The sequence below is a fragment of the Pedobacter sp. WC2501 genome (assembly GCF_052682415.1).
This window is the reverse complement of record NZ_JBQZFI010000001.1, coordinates 5,096,065-5,111,980: the sequence shown is the minus strand read 5'-3', so window position 1 is coordinate 5,111,980 and position 15,916 is coordinate 5,096,065. Positions and strand designations below refer to the sequence as shown.

At 34.8% G+C, this 15,916-nt stretch carries 17 protein-coding genes; 10 read left to right on the top strand and 7 right to left on the bottom strand.

The window, feature by feature from the left end; translation table 11 throughout:
* The first annotated feature begins 68 nt into the window (after nt 1-68).
* The gene (locus tag ACUN24_RS21565) at nt 69-932 is read left to right on the top strand and encodes an OmpA family protein (RefSeq protein WP_445564389.1); all 864 of its coding nucleotides are present in this window, start codon (nt 69-71) and stop codon (nt 930-932) included.
* A 487-nt stretch (nt 933-1,419) separates the two neighbouring features.
* On the top strand, nt 1,420-1,635 hold the full coding sequence (locus tag ACUN24_RS21560) for a hypothetical protein (protein ID WP_445564388.1): 216 nt from the start codon (nt 1,420-1,422) through the stop codon (nt 1,633-1,635).
* A 33-nt stretch (nt 1,636-1,668) separates the two neighbouring features.
* Here the strand turns inward: ACUN24_RS21560 and ACUN24_RS21555 are convergent, their stop codons facing one another.
* Nucleotides 1,669-3,522 carry an ATP-binding protein gene (locus ACUN24_RS21555; RefSeq protein ID WP_445564387.1) on the bottom strand — a complete coding sequence of 618 codons (1,854 nt, stop codon included), beginning with the start codon at nt 3,520-3,522 and terminating at the stop codon, nt 1,669-1,671.
* Between the two features lie 640 nt (nt 3,523-4,162).
* On the opposite strand from ACUN24_RS21555, the gene ACUN24_RS21550 reads away from it, so the two are divergent.
* The 4 genes from ACUN24_RS21550 to ACUN24_RS21535 all read left to right on the top strand — a co-directional run bounded on the left by ACUN24_RS21550 (nt 4,163) and on the right by ACUN24_RS21535 (nt 8,754).
* Nucleotides 4,163-4,732 (top strand): UbiX family flavin prenyltransferase, encoded by a 570-nt coding sequence (locus tag ACUN24_RS21550; RefSeq protein WP_445564386.1) that lies wholly within the window; start codon nt 4,163-4,165, stop codon nt 4,730-4,732.
* A gap of 147 nt (nt 4,733-4,879) precedes the next feature.
* The gene (gene mtaB / locus ACUN24_RS21545; protein WP_445564385.1) at nt 4,880-6,202 is read left to right on the top strand and encodes a tRNA (N(6)-L-threonylcarbamoyladenosine(37)-C(2))-methylthiotransferase MtaB; all 1,323 of its coding nucleotides are present in this window, start codon (nt 4,880-4,882) and stop codon (nt 6,200-6,202) included.
* A 553-nt stretch (nt 6,203-6,755) separates the two neighbouring features.
* Nucleotides 6,756-7,907, top strand: a complete 1,152-nt coding sequence (locus ACUN24_RS21540; protein ID WP_445564384.1) for a prolipoprotein diacylglyceryl transferase — start codon at nt 6,756-6,758, stop codon at nt 7,905-7,907.
* Between the two features lie 58 nt (nt 7,908-7,965).
* Entirely contained in the window at nt 7,966-8,754 is a 789-nt protein-coding gene (locus ACUN24_RS21535; protein ID WP_445564383.1) for an inositol monophosphatase family protein, read from the top strand.
* A 183-nt stretch (nt 8,755-8,937) separates the two neighbouring features.
* Here ACUN24_RS21535 and ACUN24_RS21530 read toward each other — a convergent pair whose 3' ends face one another.
* The 6 genes from ACUN24_RS21530 to ACUN24_RS21505 all read right to left on the bottom strand — a co-directional run bounded on the left by ACUN24_RS21530 (nt 8,938) and on the right by ACUN24_RS21505 (nt 12,311).
* Nucleotides 8,938-9,489 carry a NifU family protein gene (locus tag ACUN24_RS21530; protein ID WP_057934267.1) on the bottom strand — a complete coding sequence of 184 codons (552 nt, stop codon included), beginning with the start codon at nt 9,487-9,489 and terminating at the stop codon, nt 8,938-8,940.
* An 87-nt stretch (nt 9,490-9,576) separates the two neighbouring features.
* Complete coding sequence (gene purB, locus ACUN24_RS21525; RefSeq protein ID WP_445564382.1) at nt 9,577-10,923, bottom strand: adenylosuccinate lyase; 1,347 nt, start codon at nt 10,921-10,923, stop codon at nt 9,577-9,579.
* A gap of 116 nt (nt 10,924-11,039) precedes the next feature.
* A complete protein-coding gene (locus ACUN24_RS21520; protein ID WP_193425629.1) occupies nt 11,040-11,237 on the bottom strand; it encodes a hypothetical protein in 198 nt (65 codons plus the stop codon).
* Nucleotides 11,238-11,376: 139 nt separating this feature from the next.
* Nucleotides 11,377-11,598 carry a hypothetical protein gene (locus ACUN24_RS21515; RefSeq protein ID WP_132396248.1) on the bottom strand — a complete coding sequence of 74 codons (222 nt, stop codon included), beginning with the start codon at nt 11,596-11,598 and terminating at the stop codon, nt 11,377-11,379.
* 131 nt (nt 11,599-11,729) lie between these two features.
* A complete protein-coding gene (locus ACUN24_RS21510) occupies nt 11,730-11,948 on the bottom strand; it encodes a hypothetical protein (protein ID WP_116251789.1) in 219 nt (72 codons plus the stop codon).
* A gap of 144 nt (nt 11,949-12,092) precedes the next feature.
* A complete protein-coding gene (locus ACUN24_RS21505; RefSeq protein WP_116251788.1) occupies nt 12,093-12,311 on the bottom strand; it encodes a hypothetical protein in 219 nt (72 codons plus the stop codon).
* Nucleotides 12,312-12,513: 202 nt separating this feature from the next.
* On the opposite strand from ACUN24_RS21505, the gene ACUN24_RS21500 reads away from it, so the two are divergent.
* From ACUN24_RS21500 to ACUN24_RS21485, 4 genes are all read left to right on the top strand, one after another.
* Entirely contained in the window at nt 12,514-13,080 is a 567-nt protein-coding gene (locus ACUN24_RS21500) for an RNA polymerase sigma factor (RefSeq protein ID WP_121283153.1), read from the top strand.
* Nucleotides 13,081-13,086: 6 nt separating this feature from the next.
* The gene (locus tag ACUN24_RS21495; protein WP_445564381.1) at nt 13,087-14,181 is read left to right on the top strand and encodes a trypsin-like peptidase domain-containing protein; all 1,095 of its coding nucleotides are present in this window, start codon (nt 13,087-13,089) and stop codon (nt 14,179-14,181) included.
* Between the two features lie 163 nt (nt 14,182-14,344).
* Nucleotides 14,345-14,980, top strand: a complete 636-nt coding sequence (locus ACUN24_RS21490) for a peroxiredoxin (RefSeq protein WP_445564380.1) — start codon at nt 14,345-14,347, stop codon at nt 14,978-14,980.
* A gap of 211 nt (nt 14,981-15,191) precedes the next feature.
* Nucleotides 15,192-15,389, top strand: coding sequence for a cold-shock protein (locus ACUN24_RS21485; protein WP_445564379.1), 198 nt, complete (start codon nt 15,192-15,194; stop codon nt 15,387-15,389).
* Nucleotides 15,390-15,916 lie beyond the last annotated feature (527 nt).

The following is a 15,916-nucleotide window of genomic DNA, read 5'->3' as shown; positions in this document are numbered from 1 at the left end:
AGCTGCGGGCGATGTAAAACTTACGGCAAGGAATTTGCTGATGTAGTAGTAACAAATAAAGTAATATTATGAAATTATACAAATCAATTCCCATAATGCTCTTTACTCTTGCACTTGCTGCAGGTTGTGTAAGCAATAAGAAGTATGCTGAACTTCAGGATACGTATGCCAAGTTAAGAGATAGAAATCAGGAGCTCAGTAATAAATACCAGGATAGCCAGCGTGAGCTTAGTGGAAGCACGAGTAGGGTTAAAAGTTTAGAAGAGCAGATCGCATCAGAAAAAGCCAATGTAACTGCACTGCAAGATGCTTTAAACAAATGTTTAAACTCGAGTAGCCAGGGAAATGTTAACATTTCAAAACTGGTTGATGAGATTAATAGCTCAAACAAATACATCAAACAATTAGTGAATGCTAAAAACAAAAGTGATTCACTTAATATGGTGTTAACTAATAACTTAACAAGGTCATTAAGTCGTGAAGAGTTGGGTGATGTTGATGTTCAGGTACTTAAAGGTGTAGTTTACATCTCTTTAGCTGATAACATGTTATATAAATCAGGTAGCTATGAAGTTTCTGATAAAGCTGGCGAAACTTTAAGCAAAATTGCTAAAATTATTAAAGATTACGATACCTATGATGTGCTGATAGAAGGTAATACTGATAATGTGCCAATTGTTCAAACAAATATCCGTAACAACTGGGATTTAAGTGCCTTACGTGCTTCATCAGTAGTACAGGTATTGCAGACGAAATATGCCGTTGACCCTAAGCGATTAACTGCTGGTGGACGTGGAGAATTTAATCCAATTGCCGACAACAATACGCCAGGCGGAAAAGCTAAAAACAGGCGTACACAGATTATCATTACACCTAAACTAGATCAGTTTATGGATTTGATCGGAAAAGCGCCTGAGCAATCTCAAAAATAAAAGGTTATTATAATTAAGCACACGAAGGGTTGGAATTAATTTTCCAACCCTTTTTTTATGGAGTGCTTTCTTTTTTCCATTTAATACCATTAGGGCAGATTTTAAAAATCAGAAATTACGCTTAATCGGTTAGCACATTAATTTCAATCTTTTCTTCATCTAATAAGACGACTTCTTTTTTGGTGCTGGGAGTTTCTGTTAAATTTTTATAATGGAGATGATTAATTCAGTGGTCAAATGCGTAAGCCGGATCTGATTCCATAATTTGGCTTTTTTATCTACAACAAAAAGTTGTAAAACAGTTACATAAGGAGTAATTTATTGATGTGGAATAAAATCGAAATCGTCTTTTCCCTTTTGTTAATTCGTTTTAGTAACAAAAAACCTGTCAGTTACTATTATTAAGTTGTTCAAAAAAAGTATTTTTCGTATTTTTAATTATACGTAAAATCCCTATAATTGTCCATTATTTATAAAAAAAACTGTAATGTGTGAGACGAGGAAAGGGGATGTTGCTCAGATTGACTTTGAAAATGGACGAGGAATCATTATTGATGAAAATGGCCAGGACATTCATTTTCATTTAGAGAATGTAGCCGATCAAATTACTATAAATTCGAAAATAACTTTTGAAATTGACTTAGAAGAGCGTGGCCTGGTGGCAGTTAATGTTAAGTTAGAAATGGAAGAGATAGGGGCTTAACTTCGTATGCGCAGAAATAAAATACTTTAATACTTATTGATTTTTTGCAATGGGTAAACTGAAATAAAATGTAGAACCTTGTCCCAACTTACTTTCTGCCCAGATTTTCCCCCCATGCCTTTGAATTATTTCGGCACAAATGTACAGGCCAACTCCAAATCCTGCAATTGTTTTAGTATCAGAACTTTCTACACGGTAAAAACGGTCAAAAAGTTTTGGTATATTATCTTCTTTAATGCCTATACCTTCGTCTTCTACACTAACAACCAGATAATCCTTTTGTATTTCGCATTTTATTGCAATTAAAGATTCTTTTCTCGAGTACTTTGCTGCATTGCCAATCAGGTTATTAATTACATTGCCAATTTTGTCCATATCAGCATGTAGCATCATTTCTTCAGGACCAATTACCTGGATAAAATGGCTCGGTAAAACCATTCTGTTTTCTTCAGCAATGGTTTTAATTAAATCAATAAGGTTAAAATTTGTTTTGTTTAATGAAATTTTACCAGATTCTAATAAGGATACGTTTAAAAAACCATCAATCATTAATGACATTCTCTTTAATTGAATATTTATCTTATCCAGTATCTGATTGGAGAAGTCGTTATCCGTTTCTTTAAATTTATATTGTAAAAGCTGTACATAGGCACTTAAAGATGTTAAAGGGGTTTTCAGTTCGTGACTTACCATACCAATAAAATCATTTTTTCTAATTTCATCCTGTTTATGTTCCGTAATATCCAGAACTGCTCCAGCGATATAAACGGCTTTCCCCTCTTCATTATAATAGGCTTTTCCGGCAGTTCTTAACCATTTACGCTTTGCACTTATACCTTTCAAATTAATCTGGTATTCGATGTTAAAAGCATTTCGGTGGTGTAATGCATGCCTGATACCGCTTGTAAGACGTCCAATATATTCTGGGCTGATCAATGCTTTGGCTTCCTCAATGCCCAACCTGTTATTTTCCAGCTCATAAATATGCTGCGCCCTTTCTGACAGTAGTATCTGTTTGTTTTCTAAGTCGATATTCCACGAGCCCATTTCTGATGCATCCATGGCTATTTTTAAAATATCTTTAGCCTTAAGTAATTCTTTTTTAAAGTTTACCTGCTCTGTAATGTCTTTGATAATCACTAAAATTCTGGTTACTTCGTTTTTATCATTTTTTAAAGGTTCATACAAAGCGATGAAATAACCGTCTGAAACTGGTGTGGAGAGCTTTAATTCGTTGAGTGTTAATGGCTGTTCGTTTTTGAAAATGTCTTTTACACGTTTTACAAGCGCCTCCTCTTTTTCAAATTCCGGCCGTGCCTCTTCTAAAGGTAATCCGATAACTTCTTTTCTGCATTTACCCCAAAGTTTTAAAATATTATCGTTTGCATATTCCGTAATCAATTCCGGACCTTTTAATACACACATGCCTAAAGGTGCCTGCTCAAAAAATCCCCTAAAACGTGCTTCACTTTCCGAAAGTTCAAATAAAATATGCTCAATGTCATTTTCATCCATTGGAATTTCCCTTAATGAACAAACGAGGTATTCAACCGGACGGTCATTTTGTAATACTGGAGAAAATTCCAATTCCCAATTCACGTTTGGCGAGTTGGAATAGATGGGATGAATAATTAGCGTACTTTTTGTCTTAAGCTCACTAACTTTCTGAACTGTTTTAATTAAAATATTCTTTTCAGCATCAGATAAGAGGTTTGGGATAATGTCGATATCATATAATTTTAATTTTCCACCCACACGCTCAATTAAAGCCTGGTAAGCATCGTTATGTTCTACTACCACCAATATCGGCTTTACTTTAAAAATGATTATAGGATTTGTAGAATGTTTTAATAGTGCTTTTAAAAATGGAGAAGCTAAATCTATCATATATTTGAGTGACACTTTCCCAAATATAATCCTTAAACAGTTAATCGCCAACCGATTTTTAAGGAATATCTAACATTTATCATACAAATTGGTATAAATTATAAGTGAAATAATTTTATTGTAAGCTGTTGCATTCCATTATTTAATTTGGAACCCTTAAACTGTAATCTATAAAATATTTCAGGCGTATGGGTTTGTTCTTATCTGTTTCTAAAAATCTGTATATGATTTTTAGGAGTGTAGATAAAATGATGTTATACAAATATCAAAAAATTGTAAAGTTAAGGTTGTAAAATGATAAGCTAAAACTTGAATTATATCATTATAAGATAATTAAGACTGATTTATAAGACAGTATTAAGCGTTATTCTGCTAAAAAGTGAGTCTTTTTAAGTATTAAAAAAGTTTTTGCCTATTTTAATAAAAAATTATTGATCTGATAATCAGTTGTTTGTGTTTTATTTTTGAGTTTAACATTTGATTTAAGCGATTTAATGTTTCTCACTTACATTTTTTTAAAAATTTATATATATTTGTTCTTACCCTTTCGAGGGTATGTTTTTCATAGGTAGATGTAGGGTCAGGACATTGTTCTGACCCTTTTTTGTTTGAATAGATTTAGAAAAACTACTTTTGTGTTATGATGAAAAAGAAAGTGATTGTTGCAGTTACCGGCGCCAGTGGTTCAGTTTATGCAAAGGTTTTATTTGATCAGTTATTAAAATTAAAAGATAAGATAGAAGCCGTTGGTGTGGTAATGAGCGATAATGCCAAAGAGGTTTGGCAATTTGAACTCGGCAATCAAAACTATAACGATTATAAAAACTTTACTTTTTATAATAAAAATGATTTTAACGCACCTTTTGCTTCAGGCTCGGCAAAATACGATACAATGATCATCGTTCCATGCTCAATGGGGACATTAGGACGTATTGCACACGGAATATCGAACGATCTGATTTCAAGGGCTGCAGATGTGGTACTAAAGGAGCGTAGAAAACTGATTGCCGTAGTACGCGACACACCTTTTAGCTTAATCCACATCAACAATATGAAAACAGTTACCGAAGCCGGTGGCATTATTTGTCCGGCTAATCCATCTTTTTATAGTCTGCCTAAAAGCATCGAAGAAGTGGCCGGAACAGTAATCAGCAGGGTATTGGATCTGGCAGGTTTCGAACAGGAAAGTTACCGGTGGCAGGAGAAATAAGTTTCAGTTAGCAGTTTTCACCCGATCGTTTATAATTAGCTGAAAATCGAAAACCACAAACAGCATTGTTAATTAACTGTAATTTACCTTTAATCTCCAATCTCATATCATAATACTCACATCTATTTTGTTATCTTTGCAGCCTCAATGAAAAAGGTCGCATTTTATACATTAGGTTGTAAACTCAATTTCTCCGAAACCTCAACCATCGGTCGCTTATTTACCGATGCAGGTTATGCTGTGGTAGAATTTCAGGATCAGGCCGATGTTTATGTGATCAATACCTGCTCTGTTACCGAGCATGCCGATAAAAAGTGCCGCAAAGTTGTTAAAGAAGCTTTAAAGTATTCACCAAATGCCTTTGTAACCATTGTAGGTTGCTATGCACAGTTAAAACCACAGGAAATTGCCGAAATAGAAGGCGTTGATATGGTTCTGGGTGCTGCAGAAAAATTCAGGATAGTAGAATATATTACCGATTTAACCAAACAGCCTAAAACGCTTATTCATCAGCAAAATATAGAGAAAGTAAACCATAATTTTATTGCCTCTTATTCGATTGGCGATAGAACACGTACTTTTTTGAAAGTACAGGATGGTTGCGATTACCCTTGTACATACTGCACCATTCCTTTAGCTCGGGGTGCAAGCCGTAGCGATACCATTGAAAACGTGGTGAACCGTGCAAAAATGATTGCAGATAGCGGTGTTAAAGAAATTGTATTAACCGGCGTAAATCTTGGTGATTTCGGAATCAGAAATGGCCAGCGTGAAGATAAATTTTTTGATTTGGTTAAAGCTTTAGATGAGGTAGAAGGAATTGAAAGAATCCGTATTTCATCTATTGAGCCAAACTTATTGAGCAATGAGATCATTCAGTTTGTATCCACTTCTAAAAGGTTTGTTCCACATTTCCATATTCCCCTGCAATCCGGTTCTGATAAAATTTTAGGTTTAATGCGCCGTCGTTACCGTAGCGATTTGTATGTTGAGCGTGTTGCCAAAATTAAGGAGGTAATGCCGCACTGTTGTATTGGAGTTGATGTAATTGTTGGTTTCCCTGGTGAAAAGAAAGAAGACTTTTTAGATACCTATCAGTTTTTAAACCAACTTGATATTTCTTATTTACACGTATTTACTTACTCCGAACGCGAATTAACAGCTGCAGCCGAAATGAAAGGTGTTGTGGCAGGAAGTGAACGTAATGAGCGTAGTAAAATGCTTCATATTTTATCTGATAAAAAGCGGAGGGCTTTTTACGAATCTCAAATTGGTGCTGAAGCAGAAGTGCTTTTTGAAGCAGATCAAAAATCGGGTTACATGCATGGTTTTACTAAAAACTATGTAAAAGTACGTGCCAAATACGATCCTGTTATGGTAAATGAATTAAAAGCGGTTAAGCTTTTAGAAATTACTGCTGATGGAGAAGTAGAAGTGGCAGAACTGGAAACTGTTCACGCGCATCATTAGTTTAGTCCTGGGGCTTAGTTTAGTCCAAAGTCATTAGTCCTAAGTCTTCAGTCAAATATCCTTTAGTGTCATTCTGAACGCAGTGAAGAATCTTTTGCTATGAAAGTTTAAACCGCTGAAACCGCTTAGATAATAAAACATTTTACCATCACAATATAGATCCTTCACTGCGTTCAGGATGACAAATGAGTGGAAAAGGAAGATTATTGGTTTTTGGAATCTGTTCACGCACATCATTAGTTTAGTCCAAAGTCATTAGTCAGAAGTCTTCAGTCAAATGTCCTTTAGTGTCATTCTGAACGTAGTGAAGAATCTTTTACTATGAAAGGTTTGCTTGTTTCAAAAGTTTTCAATCTGGAGAGTATAGTGTAGAGCAGGACTATACTAACCGATGAAACACAGTATCAATCTTTTCCAATAGAAAAATAGATTTTTACCTCTTTCTCCCAGCTTTAAACGCTGGTTTTTAGTCTTTCCGCTTTAGTCTTTAAGCTTTGGTCTTTAACCTTTCAGCTTTGCGCTTTCTTTCCTATCTTCGCAACAAATTATTTGTATGTTTCCTACCGTTTCACATTTCTTAGAATACTTATTCGGCATTAATTTACCGCTTCCATTTAATACATTTGGTGTTTTTGTAGCGCTTGCCTTTGTTGCCGGTTATTGGGCATTTACCAAAGAGCTTAAACGTAAAGAAGCGCTAGGCATACTCCATCCAATAAAAAAAACAGTAGTAATCGGCAAACCTGCTACTACATCAGAATTAATCATGAATGGCCTTTTTGGCTTTGTTATTGGTTATAAACTGGTTTTTGCATTATTAAACTATAGACTTTTTGTAAACGATGCACAGTCGATTTTAATGTCGACCAAAGGAAATATAATTGGTGGTTTATTTTTTGCAGGTTTATTTGCTTACTGGGATTATACCGAAAAGAATAAGCACAAACTAGATAAGCCAAAAGAAACACAGGTAACTATTCATCCTTACCAAACCATGAGTAATCTGATTGTTTGGGCGGCTATCTGGGGGTTTTTAGGAGCAAAGTTTTTTGATAACCTGGAGTATTGGGATGATTTTATTCAACATCCCATCGAACGGTTATTGTCGTTTAGTGGCTTAACTTTTTACGGTGGTTTAATTTGTGGTGGTGCAGCTGTATTAATTATCGCTAAGAGAAACGGCATTAAGCCCTTGCATATGCTTGATGTAGGTGGGCCAGGGATGATGCTTGCTTATGCTGTAGGCCGTATCGGTTGTCACTTAGCCGGCGACGGAGACTGGGGGATTGTAAATTCTAATCCTAAGCCATTTTCATGGCTTCCAGATTGGTTGTGGTCTTATAAATACCCGAACAATGTAGTGGGAGAAGGCATTCCCATTCCTGGTTGTACCGGGAAATTTTGCAATGAACTCGCACAAGGTGTATATCCAACACCGATTTACGAAGTAATTATCTGTTTAATTCTTTTTGCCTTTTTATGGCGTATCAGGGATAAAATAAAAGCACCAGGTTTAATGTTTGGTATTTATATGATCTTAAACGGTGTTGAGCGTTTCTGTATCGAATTAATCCGGGTAAACTCAAAATACCATGTTTTTGGTTTGTCTTTTACGCAGGCAGAAATGATTTCAACTTTTCTTGTAGTCGGTGGGATTGCGCTAAGTGCTTATGCTTTAAGGAACAAGAACCAACTAGCCCAGTAAACAGCCTTATACATTCAATTAAAATCCAACAACAACCTTATTTAGTTGTTAAATAGTTATGAATTACGAATTACTATGCAATAAAGTGATCTCGATTGTAAAGCTTACCGGAAATTTTATCCGTAAAGAGGCCTTGCAGTTCGATGTTCAGAAAATAGAATACAAAGGGTTAAATGATATGGTTTCTTATGTTGACAAAACAGCAGAGCAGAAATTGGTTCAAAATCTTGAAAAATTAATTCCTGATGCAGGTTTTATAACGGAAGAGAAAACCATTAACCGGACAGGCAAAACCTACACCTGGATCATCGATCCTTTGGATGGCACAACCAATTTTATCCATGGTATTCCGGCTTATGGCATTAGCGTAGCGCTTTATGAAGATGGATTACCTGTAATTGGTGTCGTTTACGAATTAAATAGGGGAGAAATGTTCTATTCGTATAAAGGCGGACTTGCTTTTATGAATAAGAAAGAAATTAGCGTTTCTACCAATCCTGATCTAAAATCGAGCTTGTTGGCTACAGGTTTCCCATATTACCAGTTTGATAAACAAGAGAAATACTTAAAATTATTAGCCGAAATGATGCAGAAAAGCCATGGGGTACGTAGAATTGGTGCGGCGGCAATAGATTTAGTGTATACAGCCTGTGGACGTTTTGATGCTTTCTTTGAATATAACCTGCAGCAATGGGATTTTGCAGCCGGGTGCTTTATTGTTCAGCAGGCAGGAGGAGAAGTGTACGATTTCTCTGGTGGAAATGATTACTTTGAAAAAAGAGAGATATTGGCTACTAATGGTAAACTTACTGCTGAAATGTTAACTGCGATTAAACAGTATTTTTAATGATCGTGACGTCACCTGACCTGTAGTGAAGCGGAAAGCTACGAAGTAAATTTATTTCGGGATCTAACCTAGCAGGAAAGATGCTGAAACAAGTTCAGCATGACGACAAAGAAGAGCGCATAAAAAAAGGTCGCGATTCTCATCGCGACCTTTTACTATATATACTATGAAAAATGCACAATTTTAAAGCGCTTCAGAAACTACTTCTGTAACTTCAGGTACCATTCTCTGTAATAAGTTTTGGATTCCTGATTTAAGCGTAATGGTAGAAGACGGGCAACCACTGCAAGAACCACGCAGCTCTACAGTAACCACACCTTCATCAAAAGATTTATATGTAATTGCACCACCATCCTGTTCAACAGCCGGGCGTACATAATCGTGTAAAATCTGTTGAATTTTAATTTCAGTTTCCGTACCTTCAAAAGCAGGTGCTTCTTCGGTAGTTGCTTCTTTAATTTTTAATTCAGATTCTACAGCACCTTTAACAAATTCTTTTAGAATAGCTTCGATATCAGCCCATTCTGCATCATCTGTTTTGGTAATGGTAACAAAATTACTGGCGAAAAAAACGCCGGAAACGAAGTTGAACTTAAATAACTCTTTAGCAAAAGGCGAATGTTCAGCACTCTCTTTAGTCGCAAAATCCTCACTGCCATTTATTAACAGTTTGTTTACCATGAATTTCATGGTCGCTGGATTCGGAGTTTGTTCTGTATATACGTTAATCGTCATGTCTTAATCAATTTGAATAAACAAAATTAACAATTACTCACTAATAAAGCCTTTATTGGCTGTCTGCTTAACGTCAATTTAATTTTACTAAAAAACGCCGGTGTAATTAAAAGGTGTAATGGTTCTCAACTGCACTTTTACAGATTCCGAAACCGCTAAACCTTCAATAAATTCGGCAATACTTGCTGCATTGATTTTTGAATTGGTTCTGGTTAATTCTTTTAAGGCTTCGTAAGGGTTAGGGTAGTTCTCTCTCCTTAAAACTGTTTGAATAGCCTCGGCAACAACTGCCCAGTTTTCATCTAAATCTGCATGTAAAGCAGCTTCATTTAATAAAATCTTATTTAATCCACGTAAAGTTGAATTAATGGCAATTAAAGTATGTCCAAAAGGGACACCGACATTTCTCAATACGGTAGAATCTGTTAAATCTCTCTGTAAACGCGAAATCGGCAATTTAGCAGCAAAGAACTCGAAAAGTGCATTTGCAATTCCCGCATTTCCCTCTGCATTTTCAAAATCGATCGGGTTAACCTTGTGTGGCATTGCCGATGAACCAATCTCTCCGGCTTTGATCCTTTGTTTAAAATAGTTTTTTGAAATATAAGTCCAGATATCTCTATCCAAATCGATAATGATGTTATTGATGCGTTTTAAAGCATCGCACTGGGCTGCAAACTGATCGTAGTGCTCAATCTGCGTAGTATGTTGCGCACGGGTTAAGCCTAATGTTTCATTTACAAATTGATTCGAAAAATCAACCCAGTTTACTTCTGGGTACGCAATGTGATGGGCGTTGAAGTTTCCGGTTGCACCACCAAATTTTGCACTATTAGGGATGTTTTTCAAACTTTCCACTTGGATAGCCAAACGGTCAGCGAAAACCAAAAACTCTTTCCCTAATTTTGTAGGAGAGGCCGGTTGTCCGTGGGTATGTGCCAACATCGGAATATCTTTCCATTCTGTCGCCAAGGCATTTATTTTTTCGATTAAAGAACCAATCGCCGGGTAGTAACTTTCGTTCAGCGCCAGTTTAATAGAATAAGGAATGGCAGTATTGTTGATGTCCTGAGAGGTTAAGCCAAAATGGATAAACTCTTTATAGTTTTGGAGAGATAAAGCATCAAATTTACTTTTGATAAAATATTCAACCGCTTTAACATCATGATTGGTTACCTTTTCAGTTTCTTTAATTTCTAAAGCATCTGCTTCTGAGAAATTTTCGTGGATTTTGCGTAGTTCAGCATAAAGATTTCGATCAAAATTTTCTAAGCCAGACAAGTTGATTTCGCAGAGCGAGATAAAATATTCGATTTCTACAAAAACCCGGTATTTAATTAGTGCTTCTTCAGAAAAATAAGCAGCTAAACTTTCGGTAGTTTTTCTATAACGGCCGTCAACAGGTGAAATAGCTTGTAGTGATGTTAAATTCATTATGCGGATTATATTTTTGCCGCAAATTTACGACAATTGATGGATTTTAAGGTCTAGCTGCCTAAAATAAAAAAAGCCCTAGGTATACTAAGGCTTTTTCAAATGGTTTGATAAAACTATTTTTTAGTTGTATCAGCTTTTAGAGTGTCTTTAACGGTTGTGTCTTTTACAGTAGTATCTTTAACTGTAGTATCAACAACAGTAGAATCAACCTTAGAAGAATCTGTTCCGCCATCTTTCTTTTCTGATTTACAAGCGATAACAGATAAAGAAAGGGCTAAGGCTAAAAAGCCAAATTTAAATGCATTTTTCATTGTTTTTTAATTTGTTTGGTTTTTAAAATTAATTAATTGCTAATTTATACAAAAAAGCTATAAAAGTAACCCGGTTTGATTAAATAAAAAAGGTCACGATTCAGAATCGTGACCTTTTTTGTGGAATTTTATAAAAAAATTAGTGTTTTACTTCAGTTTTTTCTGTAGTAGCTTTAACTGTAGTATCTTTTACGGTAGAATCTTTAACTACTGTATCAACTTTAGTTGTATCAGTAACAATTGTAGAAGAATCTGTCACTGTTGTATCAGCGCCATCAGCTTTTTTAGTTGAATCGCCACAAGCAGCAACTGTTAAAGATAAGGCCAGGGCTAAAAAGCCTAATTTGAATGCATTTTTCATCTTGGTATATGTTTTAGGGTTAATATATACCATTAATACCCAAAAAGTAAAAAGGTAACCCGTTTTTGGGTTAAAATGAAAAAGCCTTTGAAAAAATGAATTTCCAAAGGCTTTTTTATAAAAAAGTTAAACTAGTGTTTAACTTCAGTTTTTTCTGTAGTAGTTTTTACAGTAGTATCTTTTACTGTAGAATCTTTTACTGTAGTATCTTTTTTAGTAGTATCAGTAATTACAGTTGAAGAATCAGTAGCTGTAGTATCAGCACCTTCTGCTTTTTTCTCTGAGTTACAAGCAACAACTGATAAAGATAAAGCTAAAGCTAAGAAGCCTAATTTGAATGCATTTTTCATTTTGAATATTTTTTAAGTAATTAATTAATTTACTGTTAATACCCGTTATTAAAAAAGGTAACCCAAAAAAATAAAAAAAAATAGAAAAAAATAAAAAAGGCTTCTGATTACACATCAGAAGCCTTTTTTTATGGTAAAGTTAGACTAGTGTTTAACTTCAGTAGTAGTAGTAGTAGCTTTTACAGTTGTATCTTTTACTGTAGAATCTTTAACTGTAGTATCTTTTGCAGTAGTATCAGTAACGATAGTAGAAGAATCAGTTAAAGTAGTATCAGCACCTTCAGCTTTTTTTTCTGATTTACAAGCTACAACTGATAAAGATAAAGCTAAAGCTAAAAAGCCTAATTTGAATGCATTTTTCATTTTTGATTTTTTTTAGTAATTAATTTCTTATTAATGCCGCAAAGGTAAAAAGGTAACCCGATAATTTTCAGAAAAGGTAAAATATTTTTTTCTGGCGATTTGGGTTACCGTTTGCTTTTAGTTTGTATTAAGCATTTATAGTAGCAATAAATATTTTTTTGTCTAATATTGGGTTACTATTTATAGAAAAATGTATTAACTAGTGAATAACAGTTTAAAGAGTTCAGTTCCAACAGATAGAGAGGTTATTTTAGGTATTCTAAATAACTCAGAAGATACACTTAACAAGTTATACAAAGCGTATTATGCGATGGTTTTGCAGTTTATCCTAAACAATAACGGTGATGAAGATGATGCAAAAGATGTTTATCAGGAAGGCATAATAATTTTATATAACAAAATTAAGGCTGGTAATTTTGAGCTCAGCAGCAAGCTGAAAACCTATATTTATTCGGTTTGCAGGCGTATCTGGCTAAAAAAACTTAGTCTGAACAGTAAAAAAGCCGGTAATATTACCGATTATGAAGATGTATTTGCTGTTGAAGAAGATGTAGAAAACCATGAAGAGAAAGACGCTTCTTTTGCAAAAATGCAATCGGCACTTGATCACCTGGGCGAACCTTGTAAAACCATTATTCAGGATTTTTATATCCACAATTTATCCATGCAGGATATCTGCGAAAAGTTTGGTTATACCAATACCGATAATGCAAAAACGCAGAAATATAAATGCCTGCAAAGGTTAAAGAAAATATTTTTTCAACCATAATTTGAAATGAGAAACGATTTGGAGTTAGATGCAATTATTGAAGATTATCTTTTAGGTAAACTTAATGCACAGGAAATGGAAGCTTTTGAACAGTTACGTCTTAATGATGCCACAGTAGATCATAAGGTAGTTTCACATAAGTTCTTTTTAGCATCTATGGATACATTTGCAGAACAGCTGCGCTTAAAAGAACAATTAAATCATATCCATTCAGAAATTGATGTGGAAGGTTTGGCTACTACACTTAGGCCTCATCCTTCACGTGTAGTTCAATTGTGGCGGAAACATAAATCGGCAATTGCAGTGGCCGCATCTTTTGTTGTACTTTCTCTGGTTTCTATCTACTCTATTCAGCATAGTACTCAACAGGCAGAGCGCTACAGACAATTAAGTAATCGGGTAAATAATGCCATTAAAACACAAAATAGCTTAATCAGAAATATTAAGCATAACAATGCAACTTCTGATAAGCCAAGTACTCAGAATAGTTTTGGTGGGACTGGTTTTGCCATTTCTACCAATGGTTACATTTTAACTAACCTGCATATCATTAATGGCGCCGATTCTTTATATGTTCAAAACAGTAAAGGAGAATCATTTAAAGTAAAATCGATTTATACAGATCCTCAGAACGATATCGCAATTCTTAAAATAAACGATAAACACTTCAGTAACTTATCTTCTATTCCTTATACCATTAAAAGAAATACCAGTAACATTGGCGAAATTGTATACACTTTGGGTTATCCAAAAGACGATGCTGTACTTGGAGAGGGTTATGTGAGCTCTAAAAATGGTTTTATTGGAGATACCACTCAGTATCAGGTAGCCATTTCGGTTAATCCGGGTAATAGTGGCGGTCCGGTTTTAGACAATAACGGAAATTTGGTTGGTATTATCAGTGGTAAACCAGATCAGACTGAAGGCGCAGCTTTTGCCATTAAATCAAAATATATTTTAGAGGCTATGAGGGCTATTCCCCAGGATTCATTGGGTATAAATAAACTTTCTGCCAACAAAAAGAGCTTACTTTCTGGTTTAAAACGTACAAAACAGATCGAAAAAATACAAGATTATGTATTTATGATTAAGGCATATTAAAAATAATACCCCAAACAAATTAATATTCTTAAACCCTGTAGATTAAATTCTTCAGGGTTTTTTATTGGATTTGTAATTTCGAGGTCTGAAATTAATATTAAATCTATGTATTTACTATAGTATTGTTTAGATTTGTTAAAGTCAAAATTAAATTAATAATATCATGAGTATAAGATTAGGCGATACCGCACCGAATTTCAAGGCCGATACCTCTATTGGCGAAATAGATTTTTACGATTATTTAGGCGATAGCTGGGGCGTGCTTTTTTCTCATCCAGCTGATTATACGCCAGTTTGTACTACTGAACTGGGTAGAACTGCTGCATTGAAAGGCGAGTTTGAGAAAAGAAATGTTAAAGTTCTGGCATTGAGTGTTGATTCTGCGGAGTCGCATAAAGGATGGATTAATGATATTAACGAAACTCAAAATACTTCTGTCGAGTTTCCAATTATTGCAGATTCGGATAAAACGGTTGCCAACCTTTACGATATGATCCACCCGAATGCTTCAGAAACATTAACTGTTAGATCATTGTTTGTCATCAGTCCTGATAAAAAAGTGAAATTAATCATTACTTATCCGGCATCTACAGGAAGAAACTTTAATGAAGTGTTACGCGTGATTGATTCTTTACAGCTTACTGCAAATTATAGTGTAGCTACGCCGGCAGATTGGAAAGATGGAGAGGATGTAATTGTGGTTAACAGCATCAAAACGGAAGATATTCCGGCTAAATTTCCAAAAGGACATCAGGTAATCAAGCCATATTTACGTACTACACCTCAACCGAATAAATAATTTGAGCAACATGCTTTTTGAAACGCAACATTCTTGTTAAACGTCCAAAAAGGAGAAGCATTATAGGTGCAAATTATTATATTTGGTAGTTTTGTTTCAATATTAACGCTCTAACTAATTGTTTATCCCATTTTTAATTATCAATTGGTTGAATGAAATGCTGATCAAAGCGTAAAAGGTTTATTTATTTTATACAATTTTTTATTTTTTTATGGCAACCGGAAAAGTTAAGTGGTTTAATACGCAAAAGGGCTTTGGATTTATTGTACAAGAAGACAATAAAGACTTATTTGTACATTTTAAAGATGTTTTAGGTGCAATTGAAAGCTTGAAAGAAAACGACACAGTAGAATTTGAAGTAGCTGAAGGCAGAAAAGGTTTACAGGCAGTAAACGTTAAAAAAGTTTAAGCAATAATATAACGATTATTTCTTCACCCCCTATAAAAGCCTTTCGAGAGAAGGGCTTTTTGTATTTTATAGTGTCTTGTTTGTCATTCTGAACGTAGTGAAGAATCCCTGACCTATGAATACTGGCTTCCAGACCATACCTTAGCACAAAGGTCGATTGGTTTTATGTTAGTTACTCCCTACGCGCAAATTCTTTATTGCGTTCAGGATCACAACTTAATAATATGATGTAATGGGTTCTGACCTATTTTTTTTGAAAAGCAGCAGTTGTAGTGCTTCTGTTTCGGTAGTCCCGCCATTTGCTTAATCCCGATTGAAATCCTCTATAGATAAAATATAATAATCCAATCGGGATAACGCTGTCTGTCGGGTTTATTTTACAAACAATAGCTGTACTATTTAAGCCAGCTAAACCCGATCTTAGCGGGATGCCGATATTTTCATTTGCAGAAGCGGGTGCGGGACTGTGAGATCCCAAAAGCTTCGGAGCCTGCTTTCCAAAAAAAAGTAGTTGGTTTTGATTTAAT

Bases quoted from the DNA above. Each gene is read 5' to 3' on its own strand.
- ACUN24_RS21565 (WP_445564389.1), top strand. From the start codon at position 69: ATGAAATTATACAAATCAATTCCCATAATGCTCTTTACTCTTGCACTT.
- ACUN24_RS21560 (WP_445564388.1), top strand. From the start codon at position 1,420: ATGTGTGAGACGAGGAAAGGGGATGTTGCTCAGATTGACTTTGAAAAT.
- ACUN24_RS21555 (WP_445564387.1), bottom strand. From the start codon at position 3,522: ATGATAGATTTAGCTTCTCCATTTTTAAAAGCACTATTAAAACATTCT.
- ACUN24_RS21550 (WP_445564386.1), top strand. From the start codon at position 4,163: ATGATGAAAAAGAAAGTGATTGTTGCAGTTACCGGCGCCAGTGGTTCA.
- mtaB (WP_445564385.1), top strand. From the start codon at position 4,880: ATGAAAAAGGTCGCATTTTATACATTAGGTTGTAAACTCAATTTCTCC.
- ACUN24_RS21540 (WP_445564384.1), top strand. From the start codon at position 6,756: ATGTTTCCTACCGTTTCACATTTCTTAGAATACTTATTCGGCATTAAT.
- ACUN24_RS21535 (WP_445564383.1), top strand. From the start codon at position 7,966: ATGAATTACGAATTACTATGCAATAAAGTGATCTCGATTGTAAAGCTT.
- ACUN24_RS21530 (WP_057934267.1), bottom strand. From the start codon at position 9,489: ATGACGATTAACGTATATACAGAACAAACTCCGAATCCAGCGACCATG.
- purB (WP_445564382.1), bottom strand. From the start codon at position 10,923: ATGAATTTAACATCACTACAAGCTATTTCACCTGTTGACGGCCGTTAT.
- ACUN24_RS21520 (WP_193425629.1), bottom strand. From the start codon at position 11,237: ATGAAAAATGCATTTAAATTTGGCTTTTTAGCCTTAGCCCTTTCTTTA.
- ACUN24_RS21515 (WP_132396248.1), bottom strand. From the start codon at position 11,598: ATGAAAAATGCATTCAAATTAGGCTTTTTAGCCCTGGCCTTATCTTTA.
- ACUN24_RS21510 (WP_116251789.1), bottom strand. From the start codon at position 11,948: ATGAAAAATGCATTCAAATTAGGCTTCTTAGCTTTAGCTTTATCTTTA.
- ACUN24_RS21505 (WP_116251788.1), bottom strand. From the start codon at position 12,311: ATGAAAAATGCATTCAAATTAGGCTTTTTAGCTTTAGCTTTATCTTTA.
- ACUN24_RS21495 (WP_445564381.1), top strand. From the start codon at position 13,087: ATGAGAAACGATTTGGAGTTAGATGCAATTATTGAAGATTATCTTTTA.
- ACUN24_RS21490 (WP_445564380.1), top strand. From the start codon at position 14,345: ATGAGTATAAGATTAGGCGATACCGCACCGAATTTCAAGGCCGATACC.
- ACUN24_RS21485 (WP_445564379.1), top strand. From the start codon at position 15,192: ATGGCAACCGGAAAAGTTAAGTGGTTTAATACGCAAAAGGGCTTTGGA.